This is a genomic window from Sphingobacterium sp. UBA7249, from assembly GCF_002472835.1.
Lineage (GTDB): Bacteria > Bacteroidota > Bacteroidia > Sphingobacteriales > Sphingobacteriaceae > Sphingobacterium > Sphingobacterium prati.
The window spans coordinates 344027-361095 of sequence record NZ_DKST01000015.1; the positions used below are offsets into that span (position 1 = coordinate 344027).

Sequence of the window (17069 nt, forward strand, 5' to 3'; positions counted from 1 at the left end):
GTGGTGCCAGCTGGATTCGAACCAGCGACACAAGGATTTTCAGTCCTTTGCTCTACCAACTGAGCTATGGCACCTTTTCAATATTAGCTGTTTGCCTTATTGATGCTGCAAATATAGAGGGATTATTTGAAATACAAAAGGCAAAAGTGCTTTTTTTTGCGTTTAAACGCCAACCTGCTGATTCCTAAGTGGAAAAAATAAAGGGTTATTCGATCTGAATAACCCTTTGATATTGTCCAAGTGGATCTTATTAAGATAATTTACCAACTTCTAATACGAGATCAACAATTTTGTTTGAATAACCCCACTCATTGTCATACCAAGATACAACTTTAACGAAGTTATCATTCAAAGAAATTCCAGCTTTTGCATCAAAGATCGAAGTACGCGCGTCACCCAAGAAGTCCGTTGAAACTACATCATCCTCTGTATAACCCAAGATACCTTTCAATTCGCCTTCAGAAGCTTCTTTCATGGCAGTTTTGATCTCTTCGTAAGAAGCACCTTTATTCAAACGTACTGTTAAGTCAACAACTGAAACGTCAGCAGTAGGAACACGTAAAGACATACCTGTCAATTTACCTTTCAATTCAGGAAGAACTAAACCTACAGCTTTAGCAGCACCTGTAGAAGAAGGGATGATGTTTTGGTAAGCACCACGGCCACCTCTCCAGTCTTTCACTGAAGGACCGTCCACAGTTTTTTGAGTAGCTGTTACAGCGTGTACTGTAGTCATCAAACCTTCAACGATACCGAATTTATCATTCAATACTTTAGCGATAGGAGCTAAACAGTTTGTTGTACAAGATGCATTTGAAACGATATGTTGATCTGCTTTTAATTCTTTGTGGTTTACACCCATTACGAATGTAGGTGTGTCATCTTTTGCTGGCGCTGACATAACAACTTTTTTCGCACCTGCATCGATGTGTTTTTGAGCCAACTCTTGTGTCAAGAAGAAACCTGTAGATTCGATGATTACTTCAGCACCTACTTCATTCCATTTCAAGTTTGCTGGATCTTTTTCAGCAGTCACACGGATTGTTTTGCCATTCACGACCAAGTTACCGTCTTTCACCTCTACAGTACCTTCAAATTTACCATGAGTTGAATCGTATTTCAACATATAAGCCATATAATCTGGCTCAACTAAGTCATTGATACCAACAATTTCAATTTCTGGACGATTGATAGCAGCTCTGAATGCTAAACGACCAATACGGCCAAATCCGTTAATTCCAATTTTCATATTCTTAATTTTTATTGATATAATATTTAATTAAATTATGTATCGGCTCCTTAACTACGGTGCCAATACTGATACTAAATTCTTCTGTCGCTACCTCCCGGAGGATATTTTCATAATTAAATGCCACCGAACCGGTGAAATTCACATCACTATCCGGATACTCTTTCATTAATGGCTTAATGTAAGTTTTAATAAAAATACGCAGTCCATTCTTGATTAGCTGATTGATAAAAAGATGCTCTTTGTTTTCAAGCACAAAATCCGTAAATGAATTTAGAAAGTTAGTGGGTTGTGGTGCTATGTACACCTTCTCCAAAATACTTTTCTTGTCAAGGGTAAATTCTTTTTCTAATTTTTCTTTCAGATCGAGCGGAAGGGTGTCCGTCATATAGTGTTTTAGCAATTGCTGACTATTCCAGTTTGTCGCACCTTCGTCCGCGAGGATGTAGCCCAAGCCATAGTTGTTTTCTATGATTTTCTTCCCTGTATAATAAGCCGCATTCGATCCGCTTCCAATGATGCCCACAATGCCTTTTTCATCTCCGAAAGTTGAAATTGCCGAAGCAATGACATCGTGGTCTACCTTGACCCTTGCGTTGACAAAGAAGCGTTCGAAGACATTTTTGATTTTATCTTTGCGTTCCTTGGAGGAAGAACCGGCACCAAAAAAATAAATACGCTTAATTTTTTCAGCGTTATTGATCAAATTGGTGTTTCTATTTAAATGCTGTAGTATGGACCGTTCATCCTGAAGATAGGGGTTGATACCATTCATGCGGAATCCGGTGGTTATCCGGCCTTTGTCAGCCAACCGCCAGTCTGAGAATCGAGATCCACTGTATACTACTGCTATCATAGTCTGCTTTGCTTTATATTATAAAATCTCAGCCATTTCCAATAGATCAGGGCTAAGTTTAATTTCCTTATTGCTGATCGCCTCTTCAATCGGTGTAGTTTTGATTTCATTACCGCGAAGCCCCACAGTGATGCGTGTATTGCCTGCTAAAATTTCATTCACGGCAGCAAACCCCAATCGACTGGCTAATACGCGGTCAAAACTCGTTGGAGATCCACCACGTTGTAAATGCCCTAATATACTAACTTTCGTGTCGTAATGATCAAATTTTTCCTTTACTTTTTTTGCGACATAATATGCACCACCGTTTTGATCGCCCTCTGCGACAATAACAATGGATGAGGATTTCTTTTTAATCGCACCATCTTCCAGGTGACGGATTAAGTCATCAATAGCCGTCTCTTTCTCCGGAAGTAAGATGGCCTCTGCACCCCCTGCAATTCCAGCGTTTAATGCGATACATCCGGAGTCTCTGCCCATGACCTCAACAAAGAAAAGGCGCTCATGGGAGGCAGCCGTATCTCTGATTTTGTCAATAGCCTCGATAACAGTGTTATTGGCTGTATCATAACCGATGGTATAGTCGGATCCGTAAAGGTCGTTGTCAATTGTTCCGGGGATACCTACAATGGGAATCTCAAATTCTTTGGAGAAGAAATTCGCACCGGTAAAAGTTCCGTCTCCACCAATTACCACCAAAGCATCAATTTCTGCTGCCTTTAAATTATCGTAAGCGATTTTTCGTCCTTCAGTTGTTTTAAACTCAAGACAACGCGCTGTTTTTAATATCGTACCACCACGCTGTATGATGTTGCTCACCGAGCGGGTATCCATTTCTTTAAAATTTCCGTCAATCAGACCTTGATAACCCTGGTAAATCCCGGTTACCTGAAGGCCCTTGTGTAAGGCTGTACGGACGACAGCACGAATGCAGGCATTCATGCCGGGTGCGTCACCGCCAGATGTTAATACGCCTATTTTTTTAATTTCTTTTATCACACTCTATATTTTAGGTTTTACGAATATAAGATTTTTATAGTGTATATTCTACACTTTGAATAAATTTTTCATTATTTTTTTGCGCATCACGTTTAGGAAGCGTATAATTGTTACAGATAACCCGATGATTAGTAGCCGATAAATTTAGCTCAGTATATTGCACATAAATAAATTTAGAAGTTTTGTATAGTAATTTTACCGTAGACTGTGTCATATTAGGCTTTCATGAAGGAGAATTAAAGGTTCTCTTGGCTGAAAGAAATGAATATCCTTTTAAGGATTGGTGGGCATTGCCAGGCTTTTTCGTGGATAATGACGAAGAAATGGAAGATGCCGTAAAAAGAATTTTGTATGAAAATACAGGCCTGAAGGATGTATTTATGGATCAGTTGCATTCTTTTGCGGGTCTCAAACGGCACCCGAAAGGACGTATTCTGACTGTCGCTTATTATGCCCTGATTCAGCTTGATAATACAAAGTTGAAAACCAAGCCTGTTACAAATTACATGAAGCAGGCAAAATGGTTCCCTGTTAGAAATGTACCTGAATTGGCTTTTGATCATAAGCAGATTTTGGATTTATGTCTGGAAAGATTACAGCGGCGTTTGGCCTATAAACCGATTGCCTTTGAGCTTTTGCCTGAAAAATTTACCCTCACTCAATTGCAATTGGTTTATGAAGGGATATTAAATAAAACATTGGATAAGCGCAATTTTAGAAAGAAAATGCAGAATTATGGCTTTCTAAAGGAGTTAGACGAAGTACAAACAGGTGTGGCTTACCGCGCTGCCCGCTTGTATAAGTTAGATAAACGAAAATTTCTTAAACATTTTCAGAACACTGTAGCGTTTTAATAAAATCAGAGTTATTAAGGAATAGGCAAACTTCAAAAGTTTGCCTTTTTTGTTGTCAATTAAATATCAAATTAATAAGGATTTCGAAATATATTTTGTAGAGGAAGTTACTTTTTATATTTTTGAACAATTTCTGATAAAAGTCAGAAAGTAGAAAGGAGTTTTTTGAAGAATGGAAGATAGAAAAGAGCAAATCATTGATGCCGCAATTAGACGCTTTATGCATTATGGATTTAGTAAGACAACAATGAATGAAATTGCAGAGGATATAAAAATCACTAAAGCAAATTTATATTATTATTACTCAGAGAAGAATGCGCTTATACGGGACGTTCTTATACGTTTGACAGATGAGTATAGAGCGGAGGAGGAAAAGTTGGTTGCTGCACATACAGGGACAACTTATGATCTGATCATGAAAATTTTAGAGATGCGGGATGCTTTTGTGCGTAAGTACTATATGTTGCATATGAACGAAAATCTGGAATGGATTAAGGGACTTTCAATGCAGGATTTCTTTCAGTGCTTACATAACCGTGATGTAAAGGCGCTTTATGAAATATTTAAAGTAGGTGCAGAAAATGGGGAACTCAATGAAGAACATCTGTATGAAACGGCGGAAATCTATGTAGAATTGATGAAAAGCCTATCGTTGATGTGCAATATTTCTGATATCATTTCTGGTATACCAAATCAAGACCGCTTTGATGAAGTGTTACAGAAACAGAAGCTTGCTACGAAGTTGTTTTTTAACGGTATAAATAAAAAGTAGATATAAAATTAGGACAAATAAATTAGGAATGAAAACAATCAGAATACTAGCCAGCCTTTTATTAGGTGCGATGGTTTTCCAAAGTCATGCACAACAGCAGTTAAGCCTAAGTGATGCGATCAAATTTGCTTTACAGAATAAAAAGGAAGCAAAAAAAGCCAAATTGGACCTTGAAAATGCCCAGTACCAAATCGATGAAGTCCGAGGTGGTGCATTGCCACAAATTACTGCGAGCGGATCCTTAAAATATAATGTTCTGATTCCGGAAATGGTATTAGAAGCAGGCGGGCAAACGCAAACAATTAAAATGGGGCAACCGTGGAATTCTACTGCAATGGTCTCACTAAACCAACAACTGTTTAACCAATCGATATTTACGGGCTTAAAGGCGGCCAAGACGACCAAAGAGTTTTATCAAATAAACGCACAGTTGACAGATGAACAAGTAATCGAAAAAGTTGCAAATGCGTATTACGAAATCTATCAGGAACATCTGAAATTGCAGACCATTGAAAATAATCTTCAGAGTACAACAAAAACAAAGAATGTGACCGAGGGCATGGTGAATGCTGGATTGGCGAAACGAATTGATTTGGATCGGCTGATTGTAAATGTAAATAATTTGGAAGCGCAGCGGCAACAATCATTAAATTCAGTACAGATCAAGGAGAATGCTTTGAAATTTGCAATTGGTAAGCCAATTGAAGAAGATATTGAGTTGTCGAAAGAAACATTTGAGCTAAATCCGGCCTTAAATGCCGAGGAAGCTAATGTTGAAAACCGCACGGAGGTCCAACTGGCTAAAAAGCAAATTGAGTTGTACCAACTAAATAAAAAATCTAAAGTTGCAGATCTTTATCCTAAATTATCCTTAGGCGGGGACTTTGGTTTTAATGGTTTTGGTAAAGGTTTTCCGATTGGAAGCAGTTTCAATTGGCCAAAAAGCTCAAGTATAGGTTTAAACCTTTCTGTCCCAATTTTTACGGGTGGGACAACTAAAGCCAAAATCAATCAGGCTGATATTCAGATTAGACAGGCTGAGGTAGATTTGGAGGATACAAAGCTCGGCCTGAATTTGGCGAAAGAGAATGCCAAATCACAAGTAAAGATCAGTTTATTGAATATTGATAATAACCGTCGTAATGTAATCTTGGCGAAAGATGTTTTGAGTGACACACAAAACAATTTCAATAACGGTCTTGCGACATTGACGGAGTTATTGGATGCAGAGAAGGCCTTGGCGGATGCTGAAAACAATTTAAATACCAGCTTATTGAATTATAAGGTTGCCGAAGTACAGATTATAAAGGCAAATGGTGAACTGAAATCATTAATTAAAGAATAATTGACTACAACTATATGAAACGCGGAATTATTACCTTATTGATTATTGCTGCCGGGTTGGCAGGTATATTTTTTGTACTGAACAAAAATAAAAAGAAAAATGAAGCCGAAACAGCAGAAGTTGCCAAGACAAATGCGGCTATCGCGGTCCGTATTGACACTGCGAAAGTAAGCTCGATGGACTTACGTTACACTGCTAACGGGACGTTCGAACCGAAGCAGGAAGTGACTGTTGGAGCAGAAACTGCAGGACGTGTTGTCCGTGTATTGGTAGATGAGGGAGCACATGTGGGTGTTGGTCAGACATTGGCAATTATAGAAGGTGACAAATTAAATGTAGATGTCGCAAATGCACAGGCATCTTATGATAATGCGTTAGCGGATATGAAACGTCATGAAAATGCTTTTTCAACAGGCGGTGTCACGCAACAAAAAGTAGATGAAGTAAGATTGAAATTGGAAAGTGCCAAAAATAGCCTACGTTCAGCTAAATTAAAAGCAGGTGATGTAACTATTAAAACCTCGGTAGCAGGAATTGTCAATGCACGTAAAATTGAACCCGGTGCTTATGTAAGTCCGGGAACTCCGGCTTTCGATATCGTAAATGTCGGTATACTAAAATTACGTGTCAATGTGGATGAGAAAAATGTGGCAACCTTAAAAATCGGTCAATCTGTGGATGTATCGGCAAGTGTTTATGCTGATCAAAGGTTCACCGGTAAAGTGACGTTTATCGCGCCCAAATCAGACGGAAGCTTAAATTTTCCGGTAGAAATTGAAGTCAATAACTCATCCAATCAATTGCGTGCCGGTATGTATGGCACAGCGATGTTTGGCGAGGGTGTTGCCGGCAATACGCTTATCGTCCCTCGTAATGCATTCGTAGGTAGTGTGAGCGACAATAAAATATTCGTTCTTAAAAATGGCAAAGCAATTGAGACCAAGGTGAAATCCGGAAGAAACTTTGGCGATTACATCGAAATCTTGGGTGGCTTGCAAAATGGCGATCAAGTGATTGTTTCTGGTCAAATCAATTTGTTTGATCAGAGTCCTGTTGAAATTATTAAATAATGTATACTGATAACCAGTAGCAAATGAAGTCGTGGTTTCATTGCCATTAAAAACAAATAATTCTAATGAAAATTACCGAAATATCGATAAAACGTCCCAGTATAATTATCGTATTATTTATAATACTCACATTAGGCGGGTTGTTTTCCTATACTCAATTGGGGTACGAGCTAGTCCCTAAATTTGAGATCAACGTCATCACGGTGCAGACGGTCTATCCAGGAGCATCCCCCGCTGAGGTGGAAAGCTCTGTCACCAAGAAAATTGAGGATGCCATTTCATCCTTGGAAAGTATCAAAAAAGTAGAATCGACCTCGCTTGAAGGGGTATCGATCGTTATGATTACCCTTAATAATGGCGCCGATGTCAACTTTCTGCTTACCGATGCGCAGCGGAAAATCAATGCTGTCATTAACGATCTGCCTGATGATGTGGAGACACCCTCCCTGTCCAAGTTCTCGTTGGACGATGTAGCGATCATGAGTTTGGCGGTTACCTCAAACTTGTCCGAGAAAGAGTTATATGACCTCTTGGACAATAAAATCCAACCTGTTTTTGCACGCATAAATGGGGTTGCTAAAGTAGACATGATCGGTGGCGAAGAGCGGGAGATTCAGATTTCTGTGGATCCGAAGAAAATCGAAGGTTATGGATTGACAATTTCACAGGTGCAACAAACTGTAGCGGCATCTAACTTGGATTTTCCTACAGGGAATGTAAGCACCCGTGATAATAGAACCACGATCCGGTTGGCCGGAAAGGTAACGTCAATTGAAGAGTTACGTAACTTGCCGATTACAACGCCTGCAGGGGTACAGATCTATTTGCGTGATATTGCAGACGTTCAGGATGGTATCAAAGAAATTGAAAAAGTGGCTCGTTTGGACCGCCAGAATACCATCTTGTTGCAGGTCTTTAAACAATCTGATGCCAATGCAGTAGCTGTGTCTGAAGGTGTAAAGAAAACTATTGGACAGGTAGAAAAAGATTATAAAGATAACAACATCAAAATACTTATTGCAAATGACTCTTCTGACTTTACCTTGAATGCAGCCGACAACGTCATTCATGATTTGATGATCGCAATTGCTTTAGTAGGTTTTATTATGTTGTTTTTCTTACAGAGTTTGCGAAATGCCGCAATTACAATGGTCGCGATTCCGCTGTCGTTGATTGCAACCTTCATCGGCTTACTTTTGATGGGCTACACGTTAAACTTGATGTCATTGTTAGGTTTATCCCTTGTGGTGGGTATCCTGGTGGATGATGCGATCGTTGTTATCGAGAATATTCACCGCCATATGGAGATGGGTAAAAACAAGGTGCGTGCGGCATTTGATGGCGCTTCCGAAATTGGATTTACCGTTACGGCGATTACTTTGGTTATCGTTGTCGTATTCCTTCCAATAGCAATGTCTACAGGACTGGTTGCAAATATCCTGGCACAATTCTGTGTGACCGTGATTATCTCTACCATGTTATCTTTATTGGTGTCATTTACGGTAGTTCCTTGGTTGTACTCGCGTTTCGGAAAACTTGAACACTTGAGCAAAACATCTTTGTTTGGACGCATAATCTATGGATTTGAAAGTGGTTTGACTGCGTTTACGCATTGGGTATCCGGATTATTGGTGTGGTCTTTAAAAACACGATTGACTAAACTGGCTACGCTAGGACTAGCGATAGGACTTTTGATTGCTTCATTTTCATTGGTAGTGAAGGGCTATATCGGTTCGGATTTCTTCCCAGGTATCGACCGTAAGGAATTTTTTATCCAATTGGAACTCGATAAAGACGCTTCCTTGGAAAAAACAAACTTATTGACGCAAAAGGCGGAGGCTTATATTAAATCTAAGCCAGATGTTAAAGAAATAATCACTACGGTCGGTCAGTCTTCGGACGGTATGGCTTCCACTACTGGATCTCGTTATAAATCCGAAATCCATGTTATTTTAGACAAGGAGAATTTTGAAGGAAATTCCCAGGTGTATTCTGCAACCTTAAAACGCGAATTGGAAAATAAACTGATTGGTGCCAAGGTCAAAACCGTGAACGTTGGTATTATGGGAGCAGAGCAAGCGCCGTTGAAGTTGACCATTATTGGTGCATCTGTCGAAGACGCGCAAGAATTTGCGGAGAAAGCTGCTGACCAATTGCGCAAAATTCCGGGAGCTGCAGGAGTAAAATTGACCTCTGAAGCGGGTAACCCAGAGATCAATGTGAAGATTGACCGTAATAAAATGACATCCTTAGGTTTGAATGTGTCGACTGTCGGTATGACTATGCAAACTGCATTTTCGGGAAATACCGATAATAAATATAGGGCAGGAGATAACGAATATGATATTAATATCCGTTATACCGAAAGTGGTCGTGCAAATATTGATAATGTCCGTGATTTGAAGTTCATTAATGATAAGGGTGCTTCGATTTCATTGGAGCAATTTGCTAACGTCACTTATGGTTCAGGCCCCACTTTGTTGGAACGCCGGGACAAATCGCCAGCGGTATCTATTCAAGGGCAGGCGATCGGTAGACCGATGGGTACAGTAGCTCAGGAGTGGCAGGCGCAGTTTGAAAAACTACCGCGCAAACCAGGAATCGTATTTATCTGGGGTGGTAACATGGAGAACCAAACCGAAGGTTTTGGAACTTTGGGAATTGCCTTATTGGCATCTATTATCCTAGTATACTTGGTAATGGTTGCTTTATATGATAGTTTTATCACTCCATTCGTTGTCTTGTTCTCTATTCCTTTGTCATTTATTGGGGCATTATTGTTCTTGGCTTTGGGAAATCAAACATTGAATATATTTACGATTTTGGGTATCATTATGTTGATCGGTCTGGTAGCCAAGAATGCGATTATGCTGGTTGATTTTGCCAATCACCGTAAGGAGGCAGGGGATAATACCCATGATGCTCTAGTAGCTGCGAACCATGCCCGTCTTCGTCCGATTTTGATGACGACAATTGCGATGGTATTCGGTATGATTCCAATAGCTATAGCGACGGGTGATGGTGCCGATATGAATAGAGGCTTGGCAATTGTAATCATTGGCGGTCTGTTGTCATCTTTATTCTTGACGCTGGTTGTCGTTCCTGTTGTCTATTCGATTTTCGACAGTTTGCAACGCCGTTTTGGTAAAAAGAAAAAGAATGACTATGAAGCATTAATGGTGGAGGACTACGATCATATTGATGTAGCTGAACATTAAGTATAAATCAATTTTACAAAAAAAAGGAGGCTAAGTCATTGGTCTCCTTTTTTTTGTATTAATTTTAGGTTAATCAATCGATTGCGTAATTTTTTTTTATTACATTGCGGCCGCATTAACAAAAAAAATATATACTTAAAATTGAGACAAGCATGTGTGGAATTGTAGGATACACAGGTTACCGTCAGGCGTATGGTATCGTCATTGATGGATTAAAAAAATTAGAATACCGTGGTTACGACAGTGCAGGAGTAGCGCTGCACAAGGGTGAACATGTTGATGTTTACAAAAAAACCGGAAAAGTGGTGAATTTGGAAGAATTCGTATACGGTCAAGATCTCCAATCAACAACAGGAATAGGACATACACGATGGGCTACCCACGGTGAGCCTTCTGATAGGAATGCCCATCCGCATTATTCAAATAGTGGTCGCATCGCGATGATTCATAATGGTATCATAGAGAACTATGCTTCCTTAAAATCGGAATTAATTAATAAAGGTTACCATTTCAAAAGTGATACAGATACAGAAGTACTCGTTAACTTTATTGAAGAAATCCAATTACAGAATGAGTGTCCCTTGGAGGAGGCAATTCGCATTGCCTTGAAAAGGGTTGTAGGTGCCTACGTAATCCTTGTATTGGAAGCTGGTCACCCAGATCGGATTATTGCGGCAAGAAAAGGAAGTCCGTTAGTAATTGGAATAGGTAAAAATGAGCACTTCCTGGGTTCAGATGCTTCCCCCATGTTAGCTTATACCAAAGAGGTCGTTTATATCAATGACTACGAGCTGGCGATTATTACTCCTGACGAATTAATTCTAAAGAACCTGGGCAATGAGCGGATTACCCCATATATCCAAAAGTTAGACCTAGAGTTATCAGCTATAGAGAAAGGTGGTTACGACCACTTTATGCTAAAGGAAATCTTTGAACAACCTGATACGATCTACGATTCGATGCGTGGTCGTTTGGACTTGCAGGCCAAGCAAATTATTCTCAGTGGAATAGAGAAATACGCACATGAAATCAGCAATACCAATCGGATTGTTATCGTTGCTTGTGGGACGAGCTGGCATGCTGGTTTAATTGCTGAATATATCATTGAAGAATTATGCCGCATCAATGTTGAAGTGGAATATGCTTCTGAATTCCGTTATCGCAACCCAGTGATCCAGCCCGGAGATGTTATTTTGGCTATTTCGCAAAGTGGTGAGACCGCAGATACCTTGGTTGCCCTTGAGAATGCGAAAAAGCAAGGTGCCATTATTTTAGGAGTTGTCAATGTTGTCGGATCGTCGATTGCCCGTCTTTCAGATGCAGGTGCTTATACACATGCGGGACCTGAAATTGGAGTAGCAAGTACCAAAGCATTTACCGCCCAACTTACTGTCTTAAATCTAATTGCCTTAAAAATAGCTGCATTAAAAGGAACGATTTCTGAAGAACGTTTTCTACAATTATCAGAAGAATTGCATACGGTTCCGGAGAAAGTTCAATGGATTTTGGATACACAGATCGAAAAGATCCAACAAATAGCAAAAAAATATAAAGATGCAAGGGACTTTTTGTTTCTTGGTAGGGGATATAACTTCCCAGTGGCCTTGGAAGGTGCACTAAAGCTAAAGGAAATCTCTTATATTCACGCTGAAGGCTATCCAGCAGCAGAGATGAAACATGGCCCTATTGCCTTGGTGGATGAGAATTTGCCCGTTGTTTTCGTAGCAACGAAAGATGCTTATCATGAAAAAATTGTCTCCAATATTCAGGAGATAAAAGCAAGAAAAGGAAAGATTATTTCGGTTGTCACCAGAGGTGACGCAGTATCTGAAAGTCTGTCAGATGACTATATGGAAATCCCGGAAGCGGATGAGATTATTGCACCTTTGATTTCCGTGGTTCCACTGCAGCTCTTGTCGTATTATATTGGTGTGGAATTAGGCCTAGACGTCGATAAACCACGTAATCTGGCCAAATCTGTTACAGTAGAATAAGAAGACATATGAGTGTATTAAAGAAAAGGCCTTTGGAACATTTGGGATATGGTTTTATCCCAAATGAATTTCTTAAAGAAGGGCAAGATGAGTATACCCTGCGTTTTCAACAAAATCCACGCGATGATTACCGTGACCTCACGGCAAGCGAGATTCAGGAGCTCATTGCAAATGGGAATTGGTCCAGTGATTGGTCGAAGGTGAAAGTGTCAGCAATCTTTGATCCCAAGCAAATTCAGAACTGCAAATTTTATGGCTTGGTACGTATCGGGAACCTGAGCCCTAGTTACCTGGAATACCGCAACCTGCAACTTCCTATAGGTTTATATCATTCGACCATTATCAGTTCCGATTTTGGCGACGATGTTGCTGTACACCATGTAGGTTATTTGTCCTATTTTATTGTGGGTAATGAAGTACTGCTGAGTCAAATCAAGGAGATGGAGACCGGTAGTACGGCTAAATTTGGAAATGGCATTCTTCGCGACGGTGAAGAATCGGGTAAACGCATTCAATTGGAGCTCTGTAATGAAAATGGCGCACGCTCCGTTTATCCCTTCGATGGCATGCAGGCAGCGGATGTCTATTTATGGACACGAAATCGCCACGATCATCAGCTACAGCGCCGTTTTGAGGAACTGACAGATCAAAAGTTTGGTACGCAACGTGGTTATTATAGTCAGGTCGGTGATCGCTGTGTGATCAAAAATACGTTCACAATCAAAAATGTGAAGATTGGCACAGATGCTTATATTAAAGGGGTTAACAAGTTGAAGAACGTGACCATCAATTCATCACAGGAATCCTATACGCAAATTGGTGAAGGCTGTGAGCTTGTCAATGGGATCATTGGCTATGGTTGCCGTATTTTCTATGGAGTAAAAGCGGTACGTTTTATTTTGGCTTCTTATTCACAATTAAAATATGGAGCGCGGTTGATCAATTCCTATCTTGGTGATAACTCGACCATCTCCTGTTGTGAAGTGCTTAATTCTTTGATTTTTCCGGCACATGAGCAGCATCATAATAATTCCTTTTTATGCGCGGCATTGGTTATGGGACAAAGTAACATGGCTGCTGGGGCTACCGTGGGGTCTAACCATAATTCCAGAGCTGCTGACGGCGAGATTATAGCAGGCCGTGGTTTCTGGCCAGGTTTATGTGTGAGCCTCAAACACAATTCTAGATTTGCTTCTTATTGTTTGATCGTAAAAGGAGATTTTTTACATGAACTGGACATACAGTTACCTTTTACCTTAGTAAGCAATGATGTACAGCACGATAGGCTTGTGCTGATCCCAGGATATTGGTTTATGTATAATATGTACGCGCTGGTGCGTAATGCTAATAAGTATGAGGCGCGGGACAACAGACATTTTAAAAATCAATATTTTGAATACGATATGTTGGCACCCGACACGGTTAATGAGATGTTTGCCGGAATGGATGCTTTGGCCTTAGCCGTATCGGAAAGCCTTCAACCTGGAGAAAATAAGACGCAAGAGGAGCGGATCCTGGCGGGACGTGACTTACTTGCCAACAATATTGATCTGAAAGATAAAACGATCGTTCTGTCTGGCGCGGAGAACTCACGGAGACCTACCGTAATCCAAAAAGTAGGTGAAGCTTATCATCTTTATCGTTCATTCATTAAGTATTATGGTGTATTGCACCTGATGGATGCATTGGAGTCTGGTTTATCGTTGGATGATATCCTTGAAAATCTTTCTGCTGAAAAGCGGACAAGCTGGGAAAATATTGGTGGACAGCTTATTGAAAGCAATGCTTTACACCTTTTCTTAGAAGATATCAAATCCAAAAGCATTGATTCTTGGGATGATATTCACGAATTTTATCATGAACGAAGTAAGGATTATCCATTGGATAAACGTAAGCATGCTTTGTTGTCCCTTATTGAAATTCTTACTTTGGAAGGTGTTGAAATATCCAAAGATAAAATTGTATCTTTGTTAGATGAGGCTTTAGGGCAGCGGATCTGGATAGGTGAGCAGATCTATAAATCGCGAGCGAAAGATTACAAAAACCCGTTCAAGAATATGGTATATGCCAATGATGAGGAACGGGATATTGTCGTTGGGAAGTTGGAGGAGAATTCCTTTATCAATCAACAACAAAAAGAATTAGAGATATTTAAAATAAGGGTTGCTAATTTGAAAGGGCAATTTTAAAAAGAAAGGCTTCCGCTCGGAAGCCTTTTCTTGTTTTACCTTTTAAGCTTGGATAATGATCTTATCCATCGGGAATAAATGTTACTAGACAAATTTATCAAGCATCATGTATTTTATCCAACGGTTTGCGTTTGTTCTCTTTAATATGCTTAAAATGACTAGGTGTCAGTCCGGTGACTTTTTTGAATTGATTACTCAAATATGCAACACTCGAGTAATTCAATTGATAGGCTATCTCGCTTAAAGTCAGCTCGTCATAAACTAATAATTCCTTGACGTATTCAATTTTTTGGCTGATAAAATATTTCTCGATTGTCATGCCTTCCACATCTGAAAACAAATTCGAAACATAACTGTAATCATGGTAAATCTGGTTGCTGATTATTTCTGATAAATTTAAATTTGTATTATTATGTTGGTTACGGATTAAGTCCAAGACTAAATGTTTAACCTGTTCAATTAATACGGATCTCTTGTCATCGATTAGTTCAAAGCCAAGTGCAGAAAAACTCTCGGCTAATTGAACGGATTGGAGCCTGTCCAGTGTCTCTTCAATTTCAACTTGTCCCAAAGAAATATGTTTAATGTGAAGATTATGCTTGGTCAATTCATTTTCGACAACCATGATGCACCTATTGCATACCATATTCTTTATTGCGAGTTTCATTCGATTTTTTTTATACAAGTTACAAATCCAAACTCAAAGATCGCAAATTAATAAGACACACGGTTGTAAGATTTAGGCGATATGTTGTAGTTTTTTGGTGCCTTCTGCTGGGCAAGCCACATACAGCCTGTCTCGCCAATGGTTCTGCAGCGCTGATCACGCTAGGGATTAATCGCTTTTCGCCCAGCGATATTCGGTAGGATTTGAGCAATTTGCCTTGCGCATAAGCGATAGGGTTCGTTTGGATTTATAGACTACAAGTTTGTCGATCACCGCATTTTTTGGTAAGCGGGGTTCAGGATAGAGGTTATAGGCGGTAGTCCCCAAAACCAATAGGAGGAATACGACAGCAACGATTTTTAGCCAGTTGCGGCGGTTTTTATTTCGTTTCATAAGAATCGCTATTATCTAAATGGATCGGTTAGCTTACATGGAAAACCCGGATTCATATCAATAGCCATAACGAGTTGCCCTATGAGCAATCCGCTATAGCTATTTAAATTCAGTGATCTATTAAAATTCACGGTGGACATCCTTGTCTCCACGGCCAGATAGATTGACGATAGCAAGTTTGTTTTTATCTTTCAATAGTTTGACCGCCAAGGCAACAGCATGTGAGGACTCGATTGCCGGGATGATTCCTTCTAATTTGGAAAGCAATTTATAGGCGTCGATTGCTTCGTCGTCCGTAACCGGATAATAGTTGGCCCGATTACTGTCCTTTAAATCGGCATGCTGAGGCGAGATGCCCGGGTAATCCAGTCCAGCAGATACGGATGTGGATGGGATCGGATTGCCTGCATCGTCAACAAGGCAGTAGGAATAGGTACCCTGAAATACAGTCGGTTTACCAAAAGATAGGGTAGCGGCTGTTTTAGGGTAAGTACCTGAGCCGCCGCCTTCACCGCCATTGATTTCAACTTCTTGATCATCCAGAAAACCTGAAAATAATCCAATGGCATTTGATCCACCGCCTACACAGGCAAAGATACTGTCAGGAAGGCGTCCTTCCTGTTCAAGAATTTGTTGCCGGGCTTCCTTGCCGATCACACTCTGAAAATAGCCCACCATTTTAGGATAGGGATGCGGTCCGACATGTGAACCAAGAAGATAATAAGATGTCGGGTTTTCAACATAATACATCAACGCGGCGTCAACAGCATCTTTAAGTGTTCGGCTTCCTAGATTTGTTGTGACAACCTCAGCGCCAAGCAACTCCATCCGTTTCACATTCAAGGCCTGACGGGCGGCATCGATTTCGCCCATAAACACCTTGCATGGAATATTTAAGAGAGCAGCGGCGGTCGCGGTTGCAACTCCATGTTGACCAGCTCCGGTTTCGGCAATAATTTCCGTAGCTCCCATTTGTTTTGCCAATAAGATCTGACCGATACAATTGTTGATTTTGTGTGAACCTGTATGATTCAGGTCTTCCCGTTTTAAGTAGATCCTGGATCCTACATATTCACTCAGATTCTTTGCAAAATACAAAGGTGAAGGACGTCCCACATAGTGTTTGAGGATGGAGATGAATTCCTTCTGAAATTCTTCTTTCTGAACATGGCTGTCAAAAAAATCGGCTAATTTGTTTAACTGATTTTCTAGGACAGGTGGGATATAAGATCCTCCATACTCACCATATTTACCATTGTATTGAAGCATGTTTTCGTTCGCTTCGACAGATGCACACTTTTCTAGACTCATTTTAGGCTTAAGTTTCTTGTTGTAAAAATTTTGCTCATTAAAGAAGCCTAAATATAGTGATCTTTGGAGTCTTTGAAAAAAAACAAGATGATTTTGTTTATGGATCGGATTTAGCTCATTGGATTTGACTCATTTTTATCGCTTATACAGTC

General features: G+C 40.0%; 13 protein-coding genes and 1 tRNA gene. 7 read left to right on the forward strand and 7 right to left on the reverse strand.

What is annotated here, in order from left to right; translation table 11 throughout:
* Position 1: 1 nt before the first annotated feature.
* From B4A24_RS12185 to pfkA, 4 genes are all read right to left on the reverse strand, one after another.
* Positions 2-74, reverse strand: a tRNA-Phe gene (locus B4A24_RS12185).
* 176 nt (positions 75-250) lie between these two features.
* Positions 251-1249 carry a type I glyceraldehyde-3-phosphate dehydrogenase gene (gap, locus tag B4A24_RS12190; protein WP_172394378.1) on the reverse strand — a complete coding sequence of 333 codons (999 nt, stop codon included), beginning with the start codon at positions 1247-1249 and terminating at the stop codon, positions 251-253.
* 4 nt (positions 1250-1253) lie between these two features.
* The gene (locus tag B4A24_RS12195; protein WP_172394377.1) at positions 1254-2105 is read right to left on the reverse strand and encodes a hypothetical protein; all 852 of its coding nucleotides are present in this window, start codon (positions 2103-2105) and stop codon (positions 1254-1256) included.
* A gap of 18 nt (positions 2106-2123) precedes the next feature.
* The gene (gene pfkA / locus B4A24_RS12200) at positions 2124-3101 is read right to left on the reverse strand and encodes a 6-phosphofructokinase (protein WP_371412046.1); all 978 of its coding nucleotides are present in this window, start codon (positions 3099-3101) and stop codon (positions 2124-2126) included.
* A gap of 185 nt (positions 3102-3286) precedes the next feature.
* On the opposite strand from pfkA, the gene B4A24_RS12205 reads away from it, so the two are divergent.
* The 7 genes from B4A24_RS12205 to B4A24_RS12235 all read left to right on the forward strand — a co-directional run bounded on the left by B4A24_RS12205 (position 3287) and on the right by B4A24_RS12235 (position 14546).
* The gene (locus B4A24_RS12205) at positions 3287-3958 is read left to right on the forward strand and encodes an NUDIX hydrolase (protein WP_172394375.1); all 672 of its coding nucleotides are present in this window, start codon (positions 3287-3289) and stop codon (positions 3956-3958) included.
* Between the two features lie 172 nt (positions 3959-4130).
* On the forward strand, positions 4131-4730 hold the full coding sequence (locus B4A24_RS12210) for a TetR/AcrR family transcriptional regulator (RefSeq protein ID WP_293945260.1): 600 nt from the start codon (positions 4131-4133) through the stop codon (positions 4728-4730).
* A gap of 28 nt (positions 4731-4758) precedes the next feature.
* Positions 4759-6075, forward strand: coding sequence for a TolC family protein (locus B4A24_RS12215; protein ID WP_293945262.1), 1317 nt, complete (start codon positions 4759-4761; stop codon positions 6073-6075).
* 14 nt (positions 6076-6089) lie between these two features.
* Positions 6090-7145, forward strand: coding sequence for an efflux RND transporter periplasmic adaptor subunit (locus B4A24_RS12220; protein WP_293945264.1), 1056 nt, complete (start codon positions 6090-6092; stop codon positions 7143-7145).
* Between the two features lie 65 nt (positions 7146-7210).
* Entirely contained in the window at positions 7211-10363 is a 3153-nt protein-coding gene (locus B4A24_RS12225; RefSeq protein WP_293945266.1) for an efflux RND transporter permease subunit, read from the forward strand.
* A 152-nt stretch (positions 10364-10515) separates the two neighbouring features.
* The gene (gene glmS, locus B4A24_RS12230) at positions 10516-12357 is read left to right on the forward strand and encodes a glutamine--fructose-6-phosphate transaminase (isomerizing) (protein WP_293945268.1); all 1842 of its coding nucleotides are present in this window, start codon (positions 10516-10518) and stop codon (positions 12355-12357) included.
* A gap of 8 nt (positions 12358-12365) precedes the next feature.
* Positions 12366-14546, forward strand: coding sequence for a DUF4954 family protein (locus B4A24_RS12235; protein ID WP_293945270.1), 2181 nt, complete (start codon positions 12366-12368; stop codon positions 14544-14546).
* Between the two features lie 97 nt (positions 14547-14643).
* Here B4A24_RS12235 and B4A24_RS12240 read toward each other — a convergent pair whose 3' ends face one another.
* From B4A24_RS12240 to trpB, 3 genes are all read right to left on the reverse strand, one after another.
* Positions 14644-15213, reverse strand: a complete 570-nt coding sequence (locus B4A24_RS12240) for a helix-turn-helix domain-containing protein (RefSeq protein ID WP_293945272.1) — start codon at positions 15211-15213, stop codon at positions 14644-14646.
* Positions 15214-15381: 168 nt separating this feature from the next.
* Positions 15382-15606 carry a hypothetical protein gene (locus B4A24_RS12245; RefSeq protein ID WP_293945274.1) on the reverse strand — a complete coding sequence of 75 codons (225 nt, stop codon included), beginning with the start codon at positions 15604-15606 and terminating at the stop codon, positions 15382-15384.
* Positions 15607-15726: 120 nt separating this feature from the next.
* Entirely contained in the window at positions 15727-16917 is a 1191-nt protein-coding gene (gene trpB / locus B4A24_RS12250; protein WP_293945275.1) for a tryptophan synthase subunit beta, read from the reverse strand.
* Positions 16918-17069: the final 152 nt, after the last annotated feature.

Coding starts and splice junctions, on each gene's coding strand:
- gap (WP_172394378.1), bottom strand. CDS start 1,249: ATGAAAATTGGAATTAACGGATTTGGCCGTATTGGTCGTTTAGCATTC.
- B4A24_RS12195 (WP_172394377.1), bottom strand. CDS start 2,105: ATGATAGCAGTAGTATACAGTGGATCTCGATTCTCAGACTGGCGGTTG.
- B4A24_RS12210 (WP_293945260.1), top strand. CDS start 4,131: ATGGAAGATAGAAAAGAGCAAATCATTGATGCCGCAATTAGACGCTTT.
- B4A24_RS12215 (WP_293945262.1), top strand. CDS start 4,759: ATGAAAACAATCAGAATACTAGCCAGCCTTTTATTAGGTGCGATGGTT.
- B4A24_RS12220 (WP_293945264.1), top strand. CDS start 6,090: ATGAAACGCGGAATTATTACCTTATTGATTATTGCTGCCGGGTTGGCA.
- B4A24_RS12225 (WP_293945266.1), top strand. CDS start 7,211: ATGAAAATTACCGAAATATCGATAAAACGTCCCAGTATAATTATCGTA.
- glmS (WP_293945268.1), top strand. CDS start 10,516: ATGTGTGGAATTGTAGGATACACAGGTTACCGTCAGGCGTATGGTATC.
- B4A24_RS12235 (WP_293945270.1), top strand. CDS start 12,366: ATGAGTGTATTAAAGAAAAGGCCTTTGGAACATTTGGGATATGGTTTT.
- B4A24_RS12240 (WP_293945272.1), bottom strand. CDS start 15,213: ATGAAACTCGCAATAAAGAATATGGTATGCAATAGGTGCATCATGGTT.
- B4A24_RS12245 (WP_293945274.1), bottom strand. CDS start 15,606: ATGAAACGAAATAAAAACCGCCGCAACTGGCTAAAAATCGTTGCTGTC.
- trpB (WP_293945275.1), bottom strand. CDS start 16,917: ATGAGTCTAGAAAAGTGTGCATCTGTCGAAGCGAACGAAAACATGCTT.